The organism is Leifsonia sp. CL147, from assembly GCF_900114565.1.
In the GTDB taxonomy this organism is placed as follows: Bacteria; Actinomycetota; Actinomycetes; order Actinomycetales; family Microbacteriaceae; genus Leifsonia.
On sequence record NZ_FOTM01000021.1, the window covers coordinates 20455 to 39642 of the forward strand.

Consider the following 19188-nt stretch of genomic DNA (forward strand, 5'->3'; position numbering starts at 1 on the left):
AACAAAAGAGATCCGGAACTGTCGAGTTTCGTATAGGCTGACGCTCATGTCTCAGAACATCCCCTCCTCCACGAGCCCGGCACCCGGCGTGGCCGCACCGTCCACGCGCCGCTGGTGGACGCTCGTCACCGTCGCCCTGGCGCAGCTGATGGTCGTGCTCGACTCCACCGTCGTCAACATCGCGCTGCCGTCCGCGCAGGCGGATCTCGGCTTCTCCGACGCCGACCGCCAGTGGATCGTCACCGCCTACTCCCTCGCCTTCGGCAGCCTCCTCCTGTTCGGCGGCCGGATCTCCGACCTGATCGGCCGGAAGCGCGCGTTCATCATCGGCCTCGTCGGCTTCGCGGGCGCCTCCGCCCTCGGCGGCGCGGCCAGCAGCTTCGAACTGCTCGTCGGCGCACGCGCCCTCCAGGGCGCCTTCGGCGCTCTGCTCGCCCCGACCGCGCTCGCGGTGCTCACCACGACCTTCACCGTGCCGAAGGAACGCGCGCGCGCGTTCGGCATCTTCGGCGCGCTCGCGGGAGCGGGTGGGGCGGTCGGCCTGCTCCTCGGCGGCGTGCTCACCCAGCAGCTGGACTGGCGCTGGAACCTGTACATCAACGTCGTCATCGCGGTGATCGCCATCGCCGGAGCGACCGTCTTCGTGACCACGGTCCCGCGCACCGGCCCACGACCGAAGCTCGACGTGCCGGGCACCATCCTCGTATCGGCGGCGCTCTTCTCCCTGGTCTACGGCTTCTCGAACGCCGAATCCGACGGCTGGGACTCCGCGCTCTCGTGGGGCTACCTCGCGGCGGCAGGCGTTCTGCTGATCGCGTTCGTCATCTGGCAGCGGCGCGCCGCGCATCCACTGCTCCCCCTGCCGATCGTGCTCGACCGCAACCGGGGCGCGTCGTACAGCGCGATCCTCATCGCCGGCGCCGGGATGTTCGGCATCTTCCTGTTCGTGACGTACTACCTGCAGTCCACGCTGAAGTTCACGCCCATCCAGACCGGCCTCGGCTTCCTGCCGATGATCGTGATGCTCGTCCTCGCCGCACAGCTGTCGACCAACATCTTCGTGCCGCGATTCGGCCCGAAGGTCATGGTCCCGATCGGCATGACGATCGCCGCGATCGGGATGGTCTCGCTGACGCACCTCGGCGTGACGGCGAACTACGCCGTCGACCTGCTGCCGCCGCTCATGGTCCTCGGCTTCGGGATGGGGTCCACCATGCCTGCGGCCATCCAGACCGCGACCCTCGGGGTCGACCGCAGGTTCGCCGGAGTGGCCTCCGCGATGGTGAACACGAGCCAGCAGGTGGGCGGGTCCATCGGGACGGCGCTGCTCAACACGCTCGCCGCCACCGCGGTCACGGACTACGTGGCGTCGCACCTGCCGCCCAACCCGCAGGTCGCGGCGGAGGCGGCGGTGCACGGCTACGCGACGGCGTACTGGTGGGGCGCGGCCTTCTTCGCCTTCGGCGCGGTGCTCACGGCACTCCTGTACCGCCGTCGCGTGGCCTCCGTCGCCAGTGCACCGGGGACGGCCGGCGACGGCGTCGCGGACGTGTCGGCGGCTCCGGAGCCGGTGGTCGCGCACTGAGGACCGGCGGCCGGTAACGAAGGAGATCGGGGGTCGAATCTCCTTCGAATGGCAGTGGTGAAGGAGATTCGAACGCGATCGGTTCGAATCTCCTTCGCTGCGCGGCCCGGGGTGAACTCAGGCGGCGGGCTCAGCGGGCGGCAGGCACGGTGGGGGCCGCTCCATCGTGCGAGGCGGCGAGGACGGCGGTCGTCAGGCGTCCTCGAACTCCACCTCGATGAAGCCGCCGACGATGCGGGTGCGGTAGGTGCGCAGGACGAGCGCCGAGTCCGTGAAGCACTCGCCCGTCCCCAGGTCGTACACCTGCTTGTGCAGTGGGGAGGCGACGGTGGGACGGTCGCCGCGCGAGCCGACGATGCCGCGCGCCATCACGGGTGCGCCGCCGTCCGGATCCTCGTGCGAGACCGCGTAGACCTCGCGCGGGCCGAGGAGGAAGATCGCGATCTGCCGCATCCGCAGCAGCACCGCCTCGCCCCACGACGGCTCGAGGTCCTCGACCCGGCAGGCGCGCACCCAGTCGGCACGCCGGGACTCCGTACGGAAGGTCTGCGTGATCGTCATGCGGCGAGCCTAGGCAGGCGATGTTTCGCGCGGCGGCGCGCACTGTTACTTCCCCGTGAACCCGTTCTCACAGCGCGGACCCGGTCGTGTGCGTCCTGTGTTAACACGCGGTTACAACGACGAAATTCGGGGGAAACCGCGCCGCCCTACGCTCGAAGGACACCGCGCGGGAACCTCCGCGCCGTGCGGCGGCAGCCGCCACACTGCAACCGCCAGACTCCGGAAGGGGCCCGCATGACGACCGGACGACCACTGACCCGCACCCTGATCGTGGGCGGAGGCCCGGCCGCGCACCGGCTCGTGGATGCGCTCCTCTCGCGCGGCGCGGGCGAGGACCGCTCCATCGTGGTGCTCGCCGAGGAGCCGTACCTCCCCTACGACCGCGTCCAGCTGAGCAAGCGCCTCGCCGACGGCGGCGTCGACCTCACCATCGAGCCCGCGACGCACTGGGAGGATGCGGCGGTGCAGCTCCGCGTCGGCGAGGCGGCGACCGCCATCGACCGCGCGGCACGGACGGTCACCACCTCCGCCGGCGCCGTGATCGAGTACGACGACCTGGTCCTCGCGACCGGTTCGTCCGCGCCGGTCCCCGACATCCCCGGCTCCCACGTGAGCCGGGTGTACCGCACCATCGACGACGTGGATGCGCTGGTCGCCGAGGTCGCCGAGCTGCGGGAGTCGCTCGGCCGGGCCCCGCGCGTGGCCGTCGCCGGCGGCGGGCTGCTCGGGCTGGAGGCGGCCGGAGGGGTCGCCGCCCTGGGCGCGGAGTCGGTCATCATCCACTCGGGCGGCTGGCTGATGTCGGCGCAGCTCGATGAGGGGGCCGGGCAGGCGCTCGGCCGGCTCATCCAGGCGCGCGGCATCGACCTCCACCTGGGCACGCGCCCCCGCGAGATCCTGCTCGACGACGACGGCCGTCCGACCGGCGTGCGCTGTGCGGACGGCCGCACGGTCCCGGCGGACATCGTGGTGTTCGCCATCGGCATCCGGGCGCGCGACGAGCTCGCCCGCGACGCCGGCATCGAGACCGTCGAGCGCGGCGGGGTCGTCGTCGACGAGGCGTGCCGCACCTCCGACCCGTCCGTGTGGGCCATCGGCGAGGTCGCCGCGATCGACGGCCGCACCGTCGGCCTGGTCGCACCGGCCAACGCCATGGCTGAGACGGTCGCCGACCGGCTGCTCGGCGGCGACGCCACCTTCACCACCATCGATGACGCGACCAAGCTCAAGCTCTCCGGCGTGGATGTGGCGAGTTTCGGCGACGCGTTCGCCCGCGAGCCCGGCGCCCTCGAGATCGTGTACGCAGACCCTGCGCGCGGCCTCTACCAGAAGCTCGTGGTGAGCGACGACGCGAAGACGCTGCTCGGCGGTGTCTTCGTCGGCGACGCGGCTCCCTACTCCAGCCTCCGTCCGCTGCTCGGCCGGACGCTCGACGCCGAACCGGCCGCCTACCTCTCCGCCGCGGGTGCCGAACCGCCGGCGGGAGGGGCGCTGCCGGACGACGCGCTGGTCTGCTCCTGCAACAACGTCACCTCGGGCGCCGTGCGCACGGCCGTCGAGGACGGCTGCCACGACCTCGGCGAGCTCAAGACCTGCACCCGAGCCGGCACGCAGTGCGGCTCGTGCGTCCCGCTGGTCAAGAAGATCCTCGAGGCGGAGCTCACCAAGTCCGGCGCGACCGTCTCGCACGCGCTCTGCGAGCACTTCGACCTCTCCCGCCAGGAGCTGTTCGAGTCCATCCGCGTGCTGGAGCTGAGCAGCTGGGAGGACACGATCGGCCGGCTCGGCCGGGGACGCGGCTGCGACATCTGCAAGCCGGCCGTCGGATCCATCCTCGCCAGCCAGCACAGCCAGTACCCGCTCGACGGTGGACGCGGCCAGCTGCAGGACACCAACGACCGCGCACTCGCGAACATGCAGAAGGACGGCACCTACTCGGTCGTTCCGCGCATCCCGGGCGGTGAGATCACGCCGCAGAAGCTGGCGGTGATCGCGCAGGTCGCCACCGACTACGGCCTCTACACGAAGATCACCGGCGGACAGCGCATCGACCTGTTCGGCGCCCGGCTGGAGCAGCTGCCCGAGATCTGGAAGCGCCTGGTCGACGCCGGGTTCGAGTCCGGGCAGGCGTACGGCAAGGCGCTGCGCAACGTGAAGAGCTGCGTCGGCTCGACCTGGTGCCGGTACGGCGTGCAGGACTCGGTCGGGATGGCCGTGGGGCTCGAGCTGCGCTACCGCGGGCTGCGGGCTCCGCACAAGTTCAAGTTCGGCGTCTCGGGATGCGCGCGCGAGTGCGCGGAGGCGCGCGGCAAGGACGTCGGCGTGATCGCTACCGACAAGGGCTGGAACCTGTACGTCGGCGGCAACGGCGGCTTCCAGCCGGCGCACGCGCAGCTGCTCGCCTCCGACCTGGACGACGAGACCCTGATCCGCTACATCGACCGCTACCTCATGTACTACATCCGCACGGCCGACCGCCTGCAGCGCACGGCCCGGTGGATGGAGGACCTCGACGGCGGCGTCGACCACGTCCGCGAGGTGATCGTGGAGGACTCCCTCGGCCTGGCCGACGAGCTGGAGGCGGCGATGGCCAAGCACATCGACACCTACGAGGACGAGTGGGCCGCCACCCTGCGCGACCCCGAGCGCCTGCGCCGGTTCCGGTCGTTCGTCAACGAGCCGAGCACCCCGGATCCGTCGATCGCGCGCGTCGAGGAGCGCGGCCAGCTGCGCCCGGCGACCGCCGAGGAGCGCGCGGCGGGACCGGTCCTCGTGGCCGGGGCGACCATCCCGCTCCGGACGGCCGTCGTCGAGGGCGAGACCCGATGACGCGGACCGGAAGCGTGACCCTCGTCGGCGGCGGGCCCGGCGACCCCGGCCTGCTGACCGTCGCCGCCGTGCGCGCTCTGGCGGACGCGGACGTCGTGCTCTTCGACCGGCTCGCTCCGCATGAGACGCTGCGCGAGTTCGCGCCGCACGCCGAGCTGGTGGATGTGGGCAAGCGCCCGGGCCACCATCCCATCCCGCAGGACGAGATCGAACGCATCCTGGTGGCCCATGCCCTCGCGGGCGCGAACGTCGTCCGGCTGAAGGGCGGCGACCCGTTCGTCTTCGGCCGTGGCGGGGAGGAAGTGGAGGCGTGCCGCCGGGTCGGCGTGCCTGTCCGCGTCATCCCCGGTGTGACCAGCGCCATCGCGGTGCCGGCCGCCGCCGGCATCCCGGTCACCCACCGGAAGACGAGCAGGATGTTCACGGTCGTCTCCGGGCATGCGCCGCTCTCCCCCTCGGAGCTGGAGAACCTGGCCGGCCTCGGTGGAACGATCGTCATCCTGATGGGGATCACGAACCTCCCGTCGATCACGGCAGGACTCGCACGCTTCGGGATGGACCCCGGCATGCCGGTGGCCGTGATCGAGCAGGGATACTCGGCCCGGCAGCGGACGACCTTCGGGAGCCTGTCCACCATCCTCACCGAGTCCGTTCGCGCGGGCGTCGGATCGCCGGCGGTCGTGGTGATCGGCGAGGTGGTCCGGCTCGCTCGCGGCGGAGACGCGGAGGCTGCGGCCGCACTCGCTGCCAGCGCGGCGGGCGCGGGCGCGCCGGGCGCGGCGGGCGCGGCGGACGCGGCCGGCCTCAGCGGCGCTCCCTCCGTGACGGGACCCTGAGATGACCGACGACCGGCCCGGCATCGCCGCCTTCCGGCCCGACCAGCTCGCCGGCTTCCGCATCGGCGTCACGAGCGACCGCCGTTCCGCCGACCTGATCGACGCTTTCGAGCGCCGCGGCGCCACCGTGCTCCATGCGCCGACCGTGCACATGCGGCACGCCGACGACGACGCAGCCGTCATCGCGGACACCGACGGGATCATCGACGCCTCCCCCGATGTGCTTCTCGCCACCACCAGCTACGGGATGCGCCGCTGGTTCGAGGTCGCCGACTCCGCCGGGCTCGGCGAGGACCTGCAGCGCGTGCTGACCCGGTCCACCATCCTCGTCCGTGGCCCGAAGGCGCGCGGGGCGGTCCGCGCGGCCGGACTGGACGACGCAGGCATGAGCGACGAGGAGACCACCGCATCCCTCGTCAGCAAGGTGATCGCGGAGTACCCGACGGGCATCACCGTCGGCGTGCAACTGCACGGCCAGCGCGACGACCTCCAGCTGCAGCGGCTGCGGGATGCGGGCTACCGCGTCATCACCGTCGCCCCCTACTCGTGGTCGGTCGCCCAGGACGACGACGACCGCGTCTCGCGACTCGTGGATGCGATCGCCGCACGCCAGCTGGACTGCGTGACCTTCACGAGCGCTCCGGCGGTCGACGGCCTCTTCGCCGCCGCGCAGGTCCGCGGCCGCTACGCGGAGGTGGTGGACGCGCTGACTTCGGACGTCGTCCCCGCCGGCGTCGGACCCGTCACGGTCGCGCCCCTGGTCGCGGCCGGGATCGAGCCTCTCCAACCGGACCGCTTCCGGATGGGCGCCCTCATCCGGCTGGTCTGCGAGCACCTGGAGGCGCGGTCCACCCGCCGGGTCAGCACGCGGCACGGCGAGGTGGAGCTGCGAGGAAGCCTGGCGATCGTCGGCGGGACGCCGGTGCGGCTGACGCCCACCTCCCTGTCGCTGTTCCGTGCGCTCGTCGCGGCCAATGGCGCCGTGGTGTCCCGCCGGGAGCTGTCGATCGCCCTCGCCGAGGAGTACGACGAGCACGCGATGGAGGTGTCGCTGAGCCGCCTGCGGCAGAGTCTCGGCACGCCGGGCCTCGTCGCGACCGTCGTGAAGCGGGGATACCGCCTCGACGTCTGAGGGCGCTCCCCTGCTCTCGCCGGTACATCCAGTGGTCCCGACATGCCGTTGCGCATGAGTCGGTAACGGCATGTCGGGACCAGTGGATGCGTGGCGCGCGACGCAGCGCGGCGCGCGGCGCGCCGCTCACTTGGCGATGGTCTGCGCCGCGGCGAGCAGGCCGGCGATACGGCCCTTGCAGCCGCCGCATCCCGTGCCCGCCCGCGTCTCGCGGCCGATGCCCTCGACCGTGTGGCAGCCGCCGGCGACCGCCTCGCCGATCCGGCCGGCCGAGACGCCGTTGCACCAGCAGACGGTGGCCTCGGGCCCGAGCGGGTCCTCCGTCGGCGCCTGACCGGCGTCGGCCGCATCCAGCCGCAGCAGGGCCGACGGCTCCGCGGGCAACGCGGCGCCGCGCTCGAACAGGAGGGTCAGCTCGGCCCCGGCGTGCGGGAGCCCGACCGACACGAAGCCGCTCAGCGCGCCCTCGCGGACCACGGTCTTCAGGTACGCCCCGCGCACGGGGTCGAGCCAGACCGTCACCTCGGCGTCGTCGTCCCACGGCTCGGACGCGTGGTCTCCGCCGGAGACGACGTCGATGCCGGTCGCCTTGAGCATCACGGCGGCCGGACGTTCGCGCAGGGCGACAGCCGCTTCCGTTCCCGCCGGGCCTCCCGCGGCCTCGGCGCGCAGCCGGCGGGCGAGGGCCGCCGCCTGACGCCAGCCCGGGCCGATGAGGCCGCTCGGCGCCCCGGGCACCCGTCCGTCGGGGCCGGCGTCGTCGGGCGATGCCACCTGGGCGCAGTCCCCGATGGCGAACACGTCGGGGTCGCTCCAGCTGCGCAGTTCCTCGTCCACGAGGATGCCGGACGAGCAGGCGAGGCCGGCGGCGAGCGCCAGCTCCACCCGCGGCCCGACGCCGCACGAGAGCACGAGCAGATCCCCCGGGATGTACGTGCCGTCCGCGCAGCCGACACCGTCGAACACCCGCCCTGCCTCCTCGTCGCGGAAGCCGAGGCTCTCCGCGCGCGCGTGCGCCGCCATCCCGACGCCGAGCGTTCGGGCCGCGCGGCTGAGCATCCGTCCGCCGGGCTGGTCGAGGTTGCGTCCCATCGGGGTGGCTCCGTGGTGGACGACGACCACCTGCGCGCCGTGCTCGGCGGCGAGCAGCGCGAACTCCATCCCGAGGACGCCCGCGCCGAGCACCACGATCCGCCCGCCGCCGGCGACGACGGGGGCGACCGCCTCGGCGTCGGCGAGATCCCGCAAGGCGACGACACCGGTCGGCAGTGGACGCGCGCCGTGGTCGAGCGCCGCGCCGGGGGCCGCAGCGCGGTCGCGGCGCGAGTGCGCCAGTCCATCGAGGGTCGGGATGTTGGCCCGTGCGCCCGTGGCGAGGACCAGCCGGTCGTAGGGCAGCTCTTCGCCGCCCTCCAGGACCACGCGCTGACGGACCCGGTCGATCGAGACCGCGACATCCCCGAGGCGGATGTCCACCCCGGCGGCCCGCGCCGCCTCGGTGTCCGTCACGTCGAGGCGGTCCCGACCCGTGGCTCCGACCGCGTACTCGGCGACGAGGACCCGGTTGTAGGCGTCCTCGCGCTCCGCCCCGACGACGGTCAGGCCGGCTCGGCCCGCGACGATGGCGGGGAGCAGCTCCTCCACGAAGCGCGCACCCACCGGCCCGTAGCCGACGAGCACCACGCGCAACGGACGTCCGTTCATGCCGCCTCCTCCTGCTCCGCTGCCCGCTCGACGGTCACGGCGGTGCGTTTGAACTCCGGCATGGCCGAGATCGGATCGACCGCGGCCTCGGTCAGCACGTTCGCGCACTGACGCCCGGCGAAGTGGAAGGGCAGGAACACCGTGTCGATGCGCATCCCGCCGGTGAGGAGCGCCCGTGCGGCGACCTCGCCGCGGGGATTCCGGACGAGGACGAGGTCGCCCTCGCCGATGCCGAGCCGGGCCGCCGTGGCCGGATGCAGTTCGGCACGCACCTCCGGCTGCGCCGAGACCAGCTCCGGGACCCGGCGGGTCTGCGCGCCCGACTGGTAGTGCTCGAGCAGGCGCCCGGTGATCAGGGTCAGCTCGCCCGGCTCGCGGCCGGCATCCACCTCACGGGCTCTCACCGGCACGAGCCGCGCCCGTCCGTCCTCGTGGCCGAAGCGGTCGAGGAACAGGCGCGGAGTCCCGGTCGAACCAGCGGGGTACGGCCAGTGCGCCGCCTCTCCGTCCGCGAGCTGCGCATCGAGCAGTGCGTGGCTGAGTCCCGAGTAGTCGGCGATGCCGCCGGCCGACGCCCGGGCGAGCTCGTCGAAGACGTCCGCCGGATCGGTCGGCCACACCGAGGGCGCGCCGAGGCGGTGCGCCAGCTCCGCGAGGATGTCGAGCTCGCTCCGGACACCGGGCGGCGGCTCGATCGCGCGGGTGCGCCGCAGGATGCGTCCCTCGAGGTTCGTCATGGTGCCCTCCTCCTCCGCCCACTGCGTCACCGGCAGCACGACGTCGGCCAGCGCGGCCGTCTCCGACAGCACGAAGTCGCAGACGACCAGGAGGTCGAGCGCCTCCAGCCCGGCGCGGATCGCTCCGGCGTCGGGGCCGGAGACGACGACGTTCGACCCGTGGACCATCAGCGCGCGCACTCCGCCCGGCCGGCCCAGCATCCCGAGAAGTTCCACGGCCGGGACACCGGGGCCCGGAAGGACGGCGGGATCGACGCCCCACACCGCGGCGACGGCTTCGCGCGCTTCCGGGTCGGCGATCTTGCGGTAACCGGGCAGCTGGTCGGACTTCTGCCCGTGCTCGCGTCCTCCCTGCCCGTTGCCCTGGCCGGTCAGCGTTCCGTAGCCGGAGCCGGGCCGGCCGACGAGGCCCAGCACCAGCGCCAGGTTGATGGCGGCCGTCGCGGTGTCCGTGCCGTCCACGTGCTGCTCGACGCCGCGTCCCGTGAGGATGTACGTCCCGCGGCCGCGCGCGAGCCGCCGTGCGACCTCCCGCAGCTGCGCGACCGGGACGCCGGTGTGCTCCTGCACCCGCTCCGGCCACCATGACGCGACGCTGCGGCGGACCGCGTCGAAGCCGGTGGTCCGCTCCTCGACATAGCGGGTGTCGGCCAGTCCCTCGGCGAGCACGACGTGGAGCAGGCCCAGCAGCAGCGCGAGATCCGTCCCGGGCGCCGGCTGCAGGTGGATGCCGCCGCCGTTGGCCGTGAGCTGCGCGGTCTGCGAGCGCCGCGGGTCCACGACGATGAGGCCTCCTGCCGCACGGGCGCCGGCCAGGTGGCCGATGAACGGGGGCATGGTGGCCGCCACGTTGGAGCCGAGCAGCAGGATGGTCTCGGCGTCGTCGAGGTCGGTGACCGGGAACGGCATCCCCCGGTCCACCCCGAACGCGCGGTTGCCGGCCGCTGCGGCGGACGCCATGCAGAACCGGCCGTTGTAGTCGATGCGCGACGTGCCGAGCGCCAGCCGGGCGAACTTGCCGAGCAGGTAGGCCTTCTCGTTGGTCAGGCCGCCACCGCCGAAGACGCCGACCGCGTCGGCGCCGTCCTCCCGCCGCAACTCGGCGAGCCGGGTGGCGACCAGGGTGAGTGCTTCCTCCCAGGTCGCCTCCCGCAGCTCGCCGTCGCGGCGCACGAGTGGAGTGGTCACCCGGCCCGGAGTGGAGAGCAGCTCCGCCGACGTCCAGCCCTTCTTGCACAGCCCGCCGCGGTTCGTCGGGAAGGCCCGCCCGGTGACCGTGACCGGGACGGGTCCCGCCGGAGCAGGCGTCAGGGTCATGGCGCACTGCAGGGCGCAGTAGGGGCAGTGGGTGTCGGCGGTCATCCGGGCCGCTCCGTTCTCGTCGTCGATGGTCACATCCACATCCACTGGTCCCGGCCTGCCGTCCGCGTCTCGCGCGGAACGGCGTGCCGGGACCAGTGGATGCGCACTAGATCCGCACCCCGCGGCGGCGGCCCCGCAGCGCGACGCCGACCGTGATCACGAGCAGCACCGCGTAGGCGGCGACGAACCAGAGGAGACCCGCCTCGTAGCCGCCGGTCGACGTTTTCGACAGGCCGAGCACCTGCGGGATGACGAACCCGCCGTAGGCGCCGAAGGCGGAGACGATTCCGAGGGCGGCGGCAGCGGTGCGCTGGGCGGACACGTCGCCTGCGGTGCTGTGCCCGTCCTCGGCTCCGGAGCGCAGGGCGAACAGGGTCGGGATCATCCGGTAGGTCGCGCCGTTGCCCGCGCCGCTCGCGATGAAGAGCACGAGGAAGAAGGAGAGGAACAGCCAGAAGTTGTCCAGCGGCAGGGTGAGCACGACGGCGAGCGCGCCGAGCCCCATCACGACGAACGAGGCGATCGTGATCGTACTGCCGCCGAACCGGTCGGCGAGGCGGCCGCCGAACGGCCGGGCCAGCGATCCGACGAGCGCGCCGAGGAAGGCGAGCGAGAGGGTCGCGGTGCCGAGCGGGAAGTGGCTGAAACCCGGGAACTGGTCGGCGATGAGCTTCGGGAAGACCCCCGAGAAGCCGATGAACGAGCCGAACGTCCCGATGTAGAGCAGCGCCATGAGCCACAGCTCGGGAGCGCGCAGCGCGGCGAACGACGCCTTCAGGTCGGCGCGCGCGTTGGTGAGGTTGTCCATCCGGTACCAGGCGCCGACGATGGCCACGACGATCAACGGCACCCAGATCAGCCCGGCGAGCGGGAGCTGCAGGGTGGCGGCGGCCCCGATGGTGATGACGATCGGCACCGCGAACTGCGCGACGGCCGCGCCGAGGTTGCCGCCGGCGGCGTTCAGGCCGAGGGCCCATCCCTTCTTGCGCTGCGGGTAGAAGAAGGTGATGTTCGCCATGGAGCTGGCGAAGTTGCCGCCGCCGAACCCGGCGAGCGCCGCCACGAACAGCATCACGCCGAACGGAGTGTGCGGGTTCGCCACGCACATCGCGAGGCCGATGGACGGGATGAGGAGGAGCGCCGCAGAGACGATCGTCCAGTTGCGCCCGCCGAACCGCGGCACCATGAAGGTGTACGGGAAGCGCAGGGTCGCTCCGACGAGGCTCGGGATGGAGATGAGCCAGAAGGTCTGGGAGGTGCTGAAGGCGAAGCCGGCGGCGGGCAGCGACACGACCACGATCGACCAGAGCTGCCAGACGACGAAGCCGAGGAACTCGGCGAAGATCGACCAGCGGAGGTTGCGCTGCGCGATCGCGGCGCCCTGCTGCTCCCACTGGACGGGATCCTCGGCGTTCCAGCCCTCGATCCACCGGCCGGGCAGGACGGTGAGGGCGGACGAGGGGACGGTGGCGGTGCCGGCGGCAGTGCTCGAGGCAGTGCTCGCCGGGCCGGATTCGGAGACGGTGCTGGTCATCGGGACCTCCTGGGGGTGGGAGCCTGCGAAAGTTGTGCTTGCTTCACGGTAGGAAAGTCGTGTTTCGGCGGCCCGCTCGCGACGTGAAACCGACGTAACGAACACCTCTCCTCGTGGCCCCGGTCGTGTGAGGGGAACGTAACCGGGGGTGACGCACGGGGCAACAGGGCCGTCATGGCGGGGCCGTAGCGTGATCCCACCGAGACCGGAGGAGGTGGGATGGACCGCATCACCCACACCGTCGCCGCGTACCGCTCCGAGGTGCTCGCGCTGGCTCGACCGCTTCCTGTTGAGGACGTCCCGTTGGTGGATGCGGTCGGTCGCGTCACTGCAGCCGCCGTGCGCGCGCTGCAGCCGGTGCCGCTCTTCGACAACTCCGCCATGGACGGTTACGCCGTGCGGTCGGCGGATCTCGCCGGGTCGGATCCCTCGCGGCCCGTGCGGCTGGTGCTCGTGGACCGCGCGCCCGCCGGCCACGGCCATCCACGTCCCATCGGCCCCGGGGAGGCCGTGCGCATCATGACCGGCGCCCCGATCCCCGAGGGCGCCGACGTGGTGGTGCCGGTCGAGCTGTCGACCGCGGGCGCCTTCACCGACCTGCCGAGCGTCGAGCTGTGGCTGCCGGCGAAGTCGAACATCCGGGCGGCCGGAGAGGATGTGGCGGCCGGCGACATCCTCGTCGAGGCCGGGACGGAACTCGGCGCCCGCCTCCTCGCACTGCTGGCCGCGACCGGGCACGGCACTGCCGCTGTCCACTGCCGACCGCGCGTGGTGGTGCTGTCGACCGGAGACGAGCTGAGCGACACGTCCGCGGCGTCCGCCGGCACCATCCCGGACTCGAACGCGGTCTACCTCGCTGCCGCCGTGCGCGCGGTGGGAGGCGTGGCCACCGGGATGCACCGGGTCGCCGACCGTCCGGGCGCTCTGGAGGCGGTGCTGGATGCGGCCTCCCGCGACGCGGACCTGATCGTCTCCACCGGCGGGCTGGGCGCCGGCTCGCACGACTTCGTCGGACGCACCGCCGCCGGCTCGCCGGACGGCCTGCTGGCCCGCGTCGGCATGCGGCCCGGCCGCCCGCAGGCCCGCGGCACGTGGAACGGGGTGCCGTGGATCGCCCTGCCGGGGACTCCGACGGCGGCGTTCGTCTCGTTCGAGGCCTTCGTCCGCCCGGTGCTGGGACGCCTCGGCGGACTGCCGACCGCGGGCCTCGACGGCACGCTTGCCGAGACGGTCTCGGTGGGCTGGGAGGGGACGGCGGGAACCGTGCGCTTCGTCCCGCTCGCCGTGACGCAGCGGACCGACGGGGTCACGGTCGCGCCGATGGGCCATCCGGGCCGCAGCGCGCATGCCCTCTCGGCCATGTACTCCGCTCCGCTGATCGGCGTGATCGCCGCGGAGGTCGGCGACGTGGTCCCGGGCCAGCTGGTGACGGTCATCGAGCCGGCCTGACGATCGCGCTCGCGCCTCCCGGCGCTCGCGGGTCCCGGCGCTGGCGGGTCCCGGCGCTCGCTGGTCCCGGCGCCGCCGCGTCCCGGCGCCGCGCGGGTCCCGGCGCTCGCGAGTCCCGGCGCCACGCGGGTCCCGGCGCTCGCGGGTCCCGGCGCCGCCGCAACATTCGTCACGAATGTCGCCCTCCAGCGCCGCCAACGCAACATTCGTCACGAATGTTGCCTTCGCGCAGCGCCTTCCCTGCCCCCCGCCCCACGCCCCACGCCCCCGCCCCGCGATTCGTCACGAATGTTGCCTTCCAGCAGCGCTAACGCAACATTCGTCACGAATGTCGCCCTCCAGCGTGGCTAACACAACATTCGTCACGAATCGCGAGACGCAGGCGAGACGTAGGCGGGGCGGGACGGCGGCCGGGGTCAGGCGGAGGCGCGCCAGACGATGGGGGTGGGGAGCATGGTGCCGGTGAAGGTGAGGTCGCCGGTCTCGAGCTGGGTGAGCACCGCCTCGGCGGCCGCTCGGCCGAGGCCCTCGGCGGGCTGGTGGACGGTGGAGAGCGGCGGCTGCGTGCGCGTCGCCCAGGTGCTGTCGTCGAAGCCGACGACGCCGACGTCCTCGGGGACGCGGCGGCCGGCCATCCGCAGCGCCTCGATCGCGCCGGCGGCGACCGCATCGGAGGCGGCGAAGACGCCGTCGAGGTCGGGAGCCCGCTGAAGGAGACGCTGCATGCCGGCCACACCGGCCGCATAGGAGTACAGGGGCACCTCCTCGACGAGCGCCGGGTCGAAGCGTGAGCCGAGGGCGCTCGTGAAGCCCGCCAGCCGGTCGGAGCCGGAGTCGCGGTCGAGGGCGGCTGCGATCATCCCGATGCGGCGGCGGCCCGTGGCGACCAGCCGCTCAGTGATCGCCTTCGCGGCGCCGCGGTTGTCGACGCCCACGTACGCCGCCAGCACGCCGGGTGGATGGCCGACGAACGCCGACGGCATCGCCAAGCGCTCGACGGCGCGGCTGATCGGGTCCTTCGTCCGCGCGGAGACGATCACGGCCCCGTCGATGAAGCCGCCGCTGAGGTAGCGGGCCACCCGTTCCGTGTCGCGCTCGGAGTCGACGATGAGCGTGACCATCTGGTAGTCCGCCGCGGACAGCGCGGTGTTCGCGCCCAGCATGATGGATCCGATGTTCGGGTCTTCGAGGAAGAGGGCGTGCGGCTCGTGCACGATGAAGCCGACCGCCATGCTGCGCCGCGCAGCGAGGTTGCGCGCCGCCCCGTTGGGGACGTAGCCGACCTTCTCGATGGCGGCTTCGATCGCGAGCCGCGCCTCTGCGGAGACGTAGCGCTCACCGTTCATGTAGCGGCTGATCGTGCCGCGGGAGACGCCGGCCTCCAGCGCCACGTCGTGAACGGTCGCGCGGCGGCGCCCCTCCGGTGCATTCATCGCGATTTCCCGGATTCGCGGTTGACACCGATCGGGGAGTCGCATAGTGTGTGCACGCTCCCACATTAACACCCCTGCTTTCGTGGGCGCAATTGTGTGCACGTGCACAGAGTGCGGCGGGCACAGCCACCGAAACAAAGGAGTTCTCGATGACGCCGATCCACCCGGGCGTCGCCTTCGGCTGCGACTACAACCCCGAACAGTGGGATGAAGCCGTCTGGCGCGAAGACGTCGAACTGATGGGCCGGGCCGGCGTGAACCTCGTCGCGATCAACATCTTCGGCTGGTCCCAGCTGAACCCGCGCAAGGGCGAGTGGGACTTCTCCGATCTCGACACCGTGATCGACCTCCTCCACACGGCCGGCATCGGCGTGAACCTCGGGACGGCCACCTCGTCGACGCCCGCCTGGCTCACCCGCCTGCACCCCGAGGTCCTGCCGGTGGCCGACGACGGCACCACCCGCTTCCCGGGCGGCCGCCAGGCCTGGTGCCCCAGCTCGCCGGTCTACCGCCGCTACGCCCTGACCCTCGTGGAGGCGGTCGCGGAACGCTACGGCGCTCACCCCGCGGTGCGCCTCTGGCACGTGTCCAACGAGCTCGGCTGCCACAATGCGCTCTGCTACTGCGGCGCGAGCGCCGCCGCGTTCCGCCGCTGGCTGCAGACCCGGTACGGATCCCTCGACGCGCTCAACCGGGCCTGGGGCACCTCGTTCTGGAGCCAGCGCTACTCCGACTGGGAGGACATCCTGCCTCCGCTGCGGACCCTGTCCAGCCGCAACCCGGGCCAGGTGCTCGACTTCCACCGCTTCAGCTCGGACGAGCTGCTCGACCACTACCGGGCCGAGGCCGAGATCATCCGCCGGCACAGCGCAGCCCCGGTGAGCACCAACTTCATGGTCACCGCGCACATCCGCAACCTCGACTACTGGACCTGGGCGCCCGAGATGGATGTCATCGCCAACGACCACTACCTCGACCACCGCCTCGACGACCCCACCCTCGAGCTGGCCTTCGCCGCGGATACCACCCGCGGTCTCGCCGGCGGGCGCCCCTGGATGCTGATGGAGAGCTCCACAGGCGCCGTCAACTGGCAGCCGCACAACCTGGCGAAGCATCCGGGCGAGCTCACCAGGAACGCCCTCACGCATGTGGCGCGCGGGGCCGACGCCGTGTGCTTCTTCCAGTGGCGCGCCTCCCTCCAAGGCTCCGAGAAGTTCCACTCGGCGCTCCTCCCCCACGCCGGGACCGACAGCGCCGTCTGGCGCGAGGTGCTCGAACTCGGCGAGCTCCTCGGCCGTCTGGAGGAGGTCACCGGCACCACGGTCACCGCCGAGGTCGCGCTGCTGTTCAGCTGGGAGTCGTGGTGGGCCGCCGACGGCGAGAACCGCCCGAGCCACGCGCTCGGCTACCTCGACCAGGTCCACGCCGCCTACCAGGCGCTCCGCGCCTCCGGCGTCACCGTCGACATCGTGCGACCCGGCAGCGACCTGACGGGGTACCGCGTGGCGGTCGTTCCCGGCCTCTACCTCGTCCGGGCCGCCGAAGCGCGGGCCGTCGCCGACTTCGTCGCGCAGGGCGGGACGGCGCTGGTCACCTTCTTCAGCGGTATCGCGGACGAGGACGACCGCGTCATCCCGGGCGGCTACCCCGGCGCCTTCCGCGACATGCTCGGCCTGCGCGTGGAGGAGTTCGCTCCCGTCACTCCGGACACCGCGGTGACGCTCGTCTCCGGCGCTACCGCCGGGCTGTGGACCGAGCGTCTCACCGCCGACGCCGAGGTCCTCGACCGGTTCGCCGACGGCCCCTCGGCCGGCGGCCCTGCCCTCACACGCAACCGTCACGGGGGCGGAGAGGCCTGGTACCTCGCGACCCTCCCGGATGCCGGCGCCTACGCGGGGATCGTGGACCGCATCCTCACCGCCGCCGGCGTCGTCGCGCCCGCCGGCGCAGGCGAGGATGTCGAGGTCGTGCGCCGCACCGGACCCGACGCCTCCTACCTGTTCGTGATCAACCACGGTGCGACCGGCCTGGAGCTGCCCGTCTCCGGCCACGAACTCGTCACCGGCACTCCCGGGACCGTCCTCACGGTTCCGGCGGGATCCGTCCGCATCGTCAGAGAGGACCAGCGATGACCACCACCCCCCTCGCCCTCCGGGGCCGCACAGCGAGACCGGAGCCCACGCGCCGCAGACGCGCGGGAGCGCCCCGGCACCTGCGGGCCATCCTCGCGTTCGTCCTGCCGTTCACCATCCTGTTCGCGCTGTTCTACGCGCTGCCTGTGGGCTACGCGATCTGGGAGTCCCTCCTGGTCGTGAAACGCGATGGCACCTTCGGGCAGGCGCACGAAGTGTTCGGCTGGTTCAGCCAGTACGCGCTCGTGTTCCAGAACGGCCCGTTCTGGCTGTCGGTCGGCCAGGTGCTGCTGTTCGGCGTCGTCCAGGTGCCGGTCATGCTGGCGCTGGCGCTCGTGTTCGCGCTGCTGCTCGACTCGCCCCTGGTCCGCGGCAAGCGGTTCTTCCGCCTCGCGTACTTCGCCCCCTATGCCGTGCCGGGCGTCGTCGCCGCGATCATGTGGGGCTTCCTCTTCTCGCCGAATCTCTCGCCGTTCACCGACCTGACGCGCAACGTGAACTTCCTCGGGTCGGATCTGGTGCTCTGGTCGATCGCGAACGTCGTCACTTGGGTCTACGTCGGCTACAACATGCTGATCATCTACTCGGCGCTCCTCGCCATCCCGCAGGAGGTGTACGAAGCGGCCCGGCTGGACGGCGCGGGGCAGTTCCGCATCGCCTGGTCGGTGAAGATCCCCCTGGTGCGGCCTGCGCTGCTCCTCACCGCCGTCTTCTCGATCATCGGAACGCTGCAGCTGCTCGCCGAGCCTCAGGTGTTCGCCTCCTTCAGCTCCGCCGTGACCAGCACCTACACGCCGAACCTCACCGTGTACGCCACCAGCTCGCTCCCGAACTACAACCTCGCCGCCGCGTTCAGTGTCGTGCTGGCCCTGGCGACGTTCGTCCTCTCGTTCACCTTCCTCCGGGTGACCCAGCGCAAGGAGGCGCAATGACCACCGCCGTCGCACCAGAAGCGGACGCCGCCCCGGTCCGCGCCACCCGCCGGCCGGATGCCGCACCGTCCCGGCCGGGACGTGCCCGCGGTCCCCGCGAGCGCCTCCTCTCGCGCACCGCCGCCATGATCGTGATGTGCGTGTTCACGCTCTACACGCTCATCCCCCTGTGGTGGCTGTTCGTCGCCTCCAGCAAGTCCCGTGAGCAGCTGCTGACCACGAACGGGCTCTGGTTCGCCGACTTCGACCTGTTCGGCAACATCGGCAGGATGCTGTCCTACGGCGACGGGATCTTCGGCAAGTGGATGCTCAACAGCATCCTCTACGCCGGCGTCGGCGGTCTGCTCGCCACCATCCTGTCCGGGATGTGCGGCTACGCCCTCGCGAAGTACCGGTTCCCGGGCCGCGAGACGCTGTTCAACATCGTGCTCGGCGGCGTGCTGGTCCCGGCGACCGCCCTGGCCCTCCCGCTGTTCCTGATCTTCAGCAAGGTGAATCTCACCGACACCTACTGGTCGGTGCTCCTGCCCTCGATCGTCAGTCCGTTCGGCGTCTACCTCGGCCGCATCTTCGCTGCGGCGAGCGTGCCGGACGAACTCCTGGAGGCGGCGCGGCTGGACGGCTCCGGCGAGCTCCGCACCTTCTTCACGGTCAGCATCCGGCTGATGATGCCGGCCCTCGTCACGGTGTTCCTGTTCCAGTTCGTCGCGATCTGGAACAACTTCTTCCTCCCGCTGATCATGCTGCGCACGCAGTCGCTGTTCCCGGTGACCTTCGGCCTCTACAGCTGGAACACCCAGATCAACCAGCTCCCAGAGCTGCGCAGCTTCGTCCTCTCGGGCGCCCTCCTGTCGGTCGTCCCCCTGATCGTCACGTTCCTGCTGCTTCAGCGCTTCTGGCGCAACGGCCTCGGCAGCGGCTCCCTGAAGTAGCACCCAGACCCCCCGCCCGGACCCGCCGGG

13 protein-coding genes are annotated in these 19188 nt (G+C 72.2%); 8 read left to right on the plus strand and 5 right to left on the minus strand.

What is annotated here, in order from left to right; genetic code table 11:
* The first annotated feature begins 46 nt into the window (after window positions 1–46).
* Window positions 47–1585, plus strand: a complete 1539-nt coding sequence (locus BM287_RS15340; RefSeq protein WP_090041225.1) for an MFS transporter — start codon at window positions 47–49, stop codon at window positions 1583–1585.
* A 192-nt stretch (window positions 1586–1777) separates the two neighbouring features.
* On the opposite strand, the gene nirD is transcribed toward BM287_RS15340, so the two are convergent.
* Complete coding sequence (gene nirD / locus BM287_RS15345; RefSeq protein ID WP_090041223.1) at window positions 1778–2146, minus strand: nitrite reductase small subunit NirD; 369 nt, start codon at window positions 2144–2146, stop codon at window positions 1778–1780.
* Window positions 2147–2380: 234 nt separating this feature from the next.
* On the opposite strand from nirD, the gene nirB reads away from it, so the two are divergent.
* From nirB to BM287_RS15360, 3 genes are read left to right on the plus strand one after another with little or no spacing between them, the layout of a single operon-like run.
* Window positions 2381–4975 (plus strand): nitrite reductase large subunit NirB, encoded by a 2595-nt coding sequence (gene nirB, locus BM287_RS15350; RefSeq protein WP_090041221.1) that lies wholly within the window; start codon window positions 2381–2383, stop codon window positions 4973–4975.
* Window positions 4972–5811, plus strand: a complete 840-nt coding sequence (gene cobA / locus BM287_RS15355; RefSeq protein ID WP_090041219.1) for a uroporphyrinogen-III C-methyltransferase — start codon at window positions 4972–4974, stop codon at window positions 5809–5811. Before nirB ends, cobA begins: the two co-directional genes overlap by 4 nt.
* A 1-nt stretch (window position 5812) precedes the next feature.
* Window positions 5813–6943, plus strand: coding sequence for a uroporphyrinogen-III synthase (locus tag BM287_RS15360; RefSeq protein WP_090041216.1), 1131 nt, complete (start codon window positions 5813–5815; stop codon window positions 6941–6943).
* 126 nt (window positions 6944–7069) lie between these two features.
* Here the strand turns inward: BM287_RS15360 and BM287_RS15365 are convergent, their stop codons facing one another.
* From BM287_RS15365 to BM287_RS15375, 3 genes are all read right to left on the minus strand, one after another.
* A complete protein-coding gene (locus BM287_RS15365) occupies window positions 7070–8647 on the minus strand; it encodes an FAD-dependent oxidoreductase (protein WP_090041214.1) in 1578 nt (525 codons plus the stop codon).
* Complete coding sequence (locus tag BM287_RS15370; RefSeq protein ID WP_090041263.1) at window positions 8644–10746, minus strand: molybdopterin oxidoreductase family protein; 2103 nt, start codon at window positions 10744–10746, stop codon at window positions 8644–8646. Before BM287_RS15370 ends, BM287_RS15365 begins: the two co-directional genes overlap by 4 nt.
* 106 nt (window positions 10747–10852) lie before the next feature.
* Window positions 10853–12280 (minus strand): MFS transporter, encoded by a 1428-nt coding sequence (locus BM287_RS15375; RefSeq protein WP_090041212.1) that lies wholly within the window; start codon window positions 12278–12280, stop codon window positions 10853–10855.
* A 219-nt stretch (window positions 12281–12499) separates the two neighbouring features.
* On the opposite strand from BM287_RS15375, the gene glp reads away from it, so the two are divergent.
* Window positions 12500–13729 (plus strand): molybdopterin molybdotransferase MoeA, encoded by a 1230-nt coding sequence (gene glp / locus BM287_RS15380; protein WP_090041210.1) that lies wholly within the window; start codon window positions 12500–12502, stop codon window positions 13727–13729.
* Window positions 13730–14145: 416 nt separating this feature from the next.
* On the opposite strand, the gene BM287_RS15385 is transcribed toward glp, so the two are convergent.
* Complete coding sequence (locus BM287_RS15385; protein ID WP_090041207.1) at window positions 14146–15162, minus strand: LacI family DNA-binding transcriptional regulator; 1017 nt, start codon at window positions 15160–15162, stop codon at window positions 14146–14148.
* 149 nt (window positions 15163–15311) lie between these two features.
* Between BM287_RS15385 and BM287_RS15390 the strand changes: the two genes are divergently transcribed.
* The 3 genes from BM287_RS15390 to BM287_RS15400 are packed head-to-tail and all read left to right on the plus strand — an operon-like array spanning window position 15312 to window position 19158.
* Window positions 15312–17294 carry a beta-galactosidase gene (locus tag BM287_RS15390; RefSeq protein ID WP_090041205.1) on the plus strand — a complete coding sequence of 661 codons (1983 nt, stop codon included), beginning with the start codon at window positions 15312–15314 and terminating at the stop codon, window positions 17292–17294.
* Complete coding sequence (locus BM287_RS15395; protein WP_090041203.1) at window positions 17291–18226, plus strand: carbohydrate ABC transporter permease; 936 nt, start codon at window positions 17291–17293, stop codon at window positions 18224–18226. The genes BM287_RS15390 and BM287_RS15395 overlap by 4 nt, the downstream gene beginning before the upstream one ends.
* On the plus strand, window positions 18223–19158 hold the full coding sequence (locus tag BM287_RS15400; RefSeq protein WP_090041201.1) for a carbohydrate ABC transporter permease: 936 nt from the start codon (window positions 18223–18225) through the stop codon (window positions 19156–19158). Before BM287_RS15395 ends, BM287_RS15400 begins: the two co-directional genes overlap by 4 nt.
* The last annotated feature ends 30 nt before the right edge of the window (window positions 19159–19188 follow it).

What these genes read in the sequence shown, in the direction of transcription:
- BM287_RS15340 (WP_090041225.1), top strand. Translation starts at nt 47, where the DNA reads ATGTCTCAGAACATCCCCTCCTCCACGAGCCCGGCACCCGGCGTGGCC.
- nirD (WP_090041223.1), bottom strand. Translation starts at nt 2,146, where the DNA reads ATGACGATCACGCAGACCTTCCGTACGGAGTCCCGGCGTGCCGACTGG.
- nirB (WP_090041221.1), top strand. Translation starts at nt 2,381, where the DNA reads ATGACGACCGGACGACCACTGACCCGCACCCTGATCGTGGGCGGAGGC.
- cobA (WP_090041219.1), top strand. Translation starts at nt 4,972, where the DNA reads ATGACGCGGACCGGAAGCGTGACCCTCGTCGGCGGCGGGCCCGGCGAC.
- BM287_RS15360 (WP_090041216.1), top strand. Translation starts at nt 5,813, where the DNA reads ATGACCGACGACCGGCCCGGCATCGCCGCCTTCCGGCCCGACCAGCTC.
- BM287_RS15365 (WP_090041214.1), bottom strand. Translation starts at nt 8,647, where the DNA reads ATGAACGGACGTCCGTTGCGCGTGGTGCTCGTCGGCTACGGGCCGGTG.
- BM287_RS15370 (WP_090041263.1), bottom strand. Translation starts at nt 10,746, where the DNA reads ATGACCGCCGACACCCACTGCCCCTACTGCGCCCTGCAGTGCGCCATG.
- BM287_RS15375 (WP_090041212.1), bottom strand. Translation starts at nt 12,280, where the DNA reads ATGACCAGCACCGTCTCCGAATCCGGCCCGGCGAGCACTGCCTCGAGC.
- glp (WP_090041210.1), top strand. Translation starts at nt 12,500, where the DNA reads ATGGACCGCATCACCCACACCGTCGCCGCGTACCGCTCCGAGGTGCTC.
- BM287_RS15385 (WP_090041207.1), bottom strand. Translation starts at nt 15,162, where the DNA reads ATGAATGCACCGGAGGGGCGCCGCCGCGCGACCGTTCACGACGTGGCG.
- BM287_RS15390 (WP_090041205.1), top strand. Translation starts at nt 15,312, where the DNA reads ATGACGCCGATCCACCCGGGCGTCGCCTTCGGCTGCGACTACAACCCC.
- BM287_RS15395 (WP_090041203.1), top strand. Translation starts at nt 17,291, where the DNA reads ATGACCACCACCCCCCTCGCCCTCCGGGGCCGCACAGCGAGACCGGAG.
- BM287_RS15400 (WP_090041201.1), top strand. Translation starts at nt 18,223, where the DNA reads ATGACCACCGCCGTCGCACCAGAAGCGGACGCCGCCCCGGTCCGCGCC.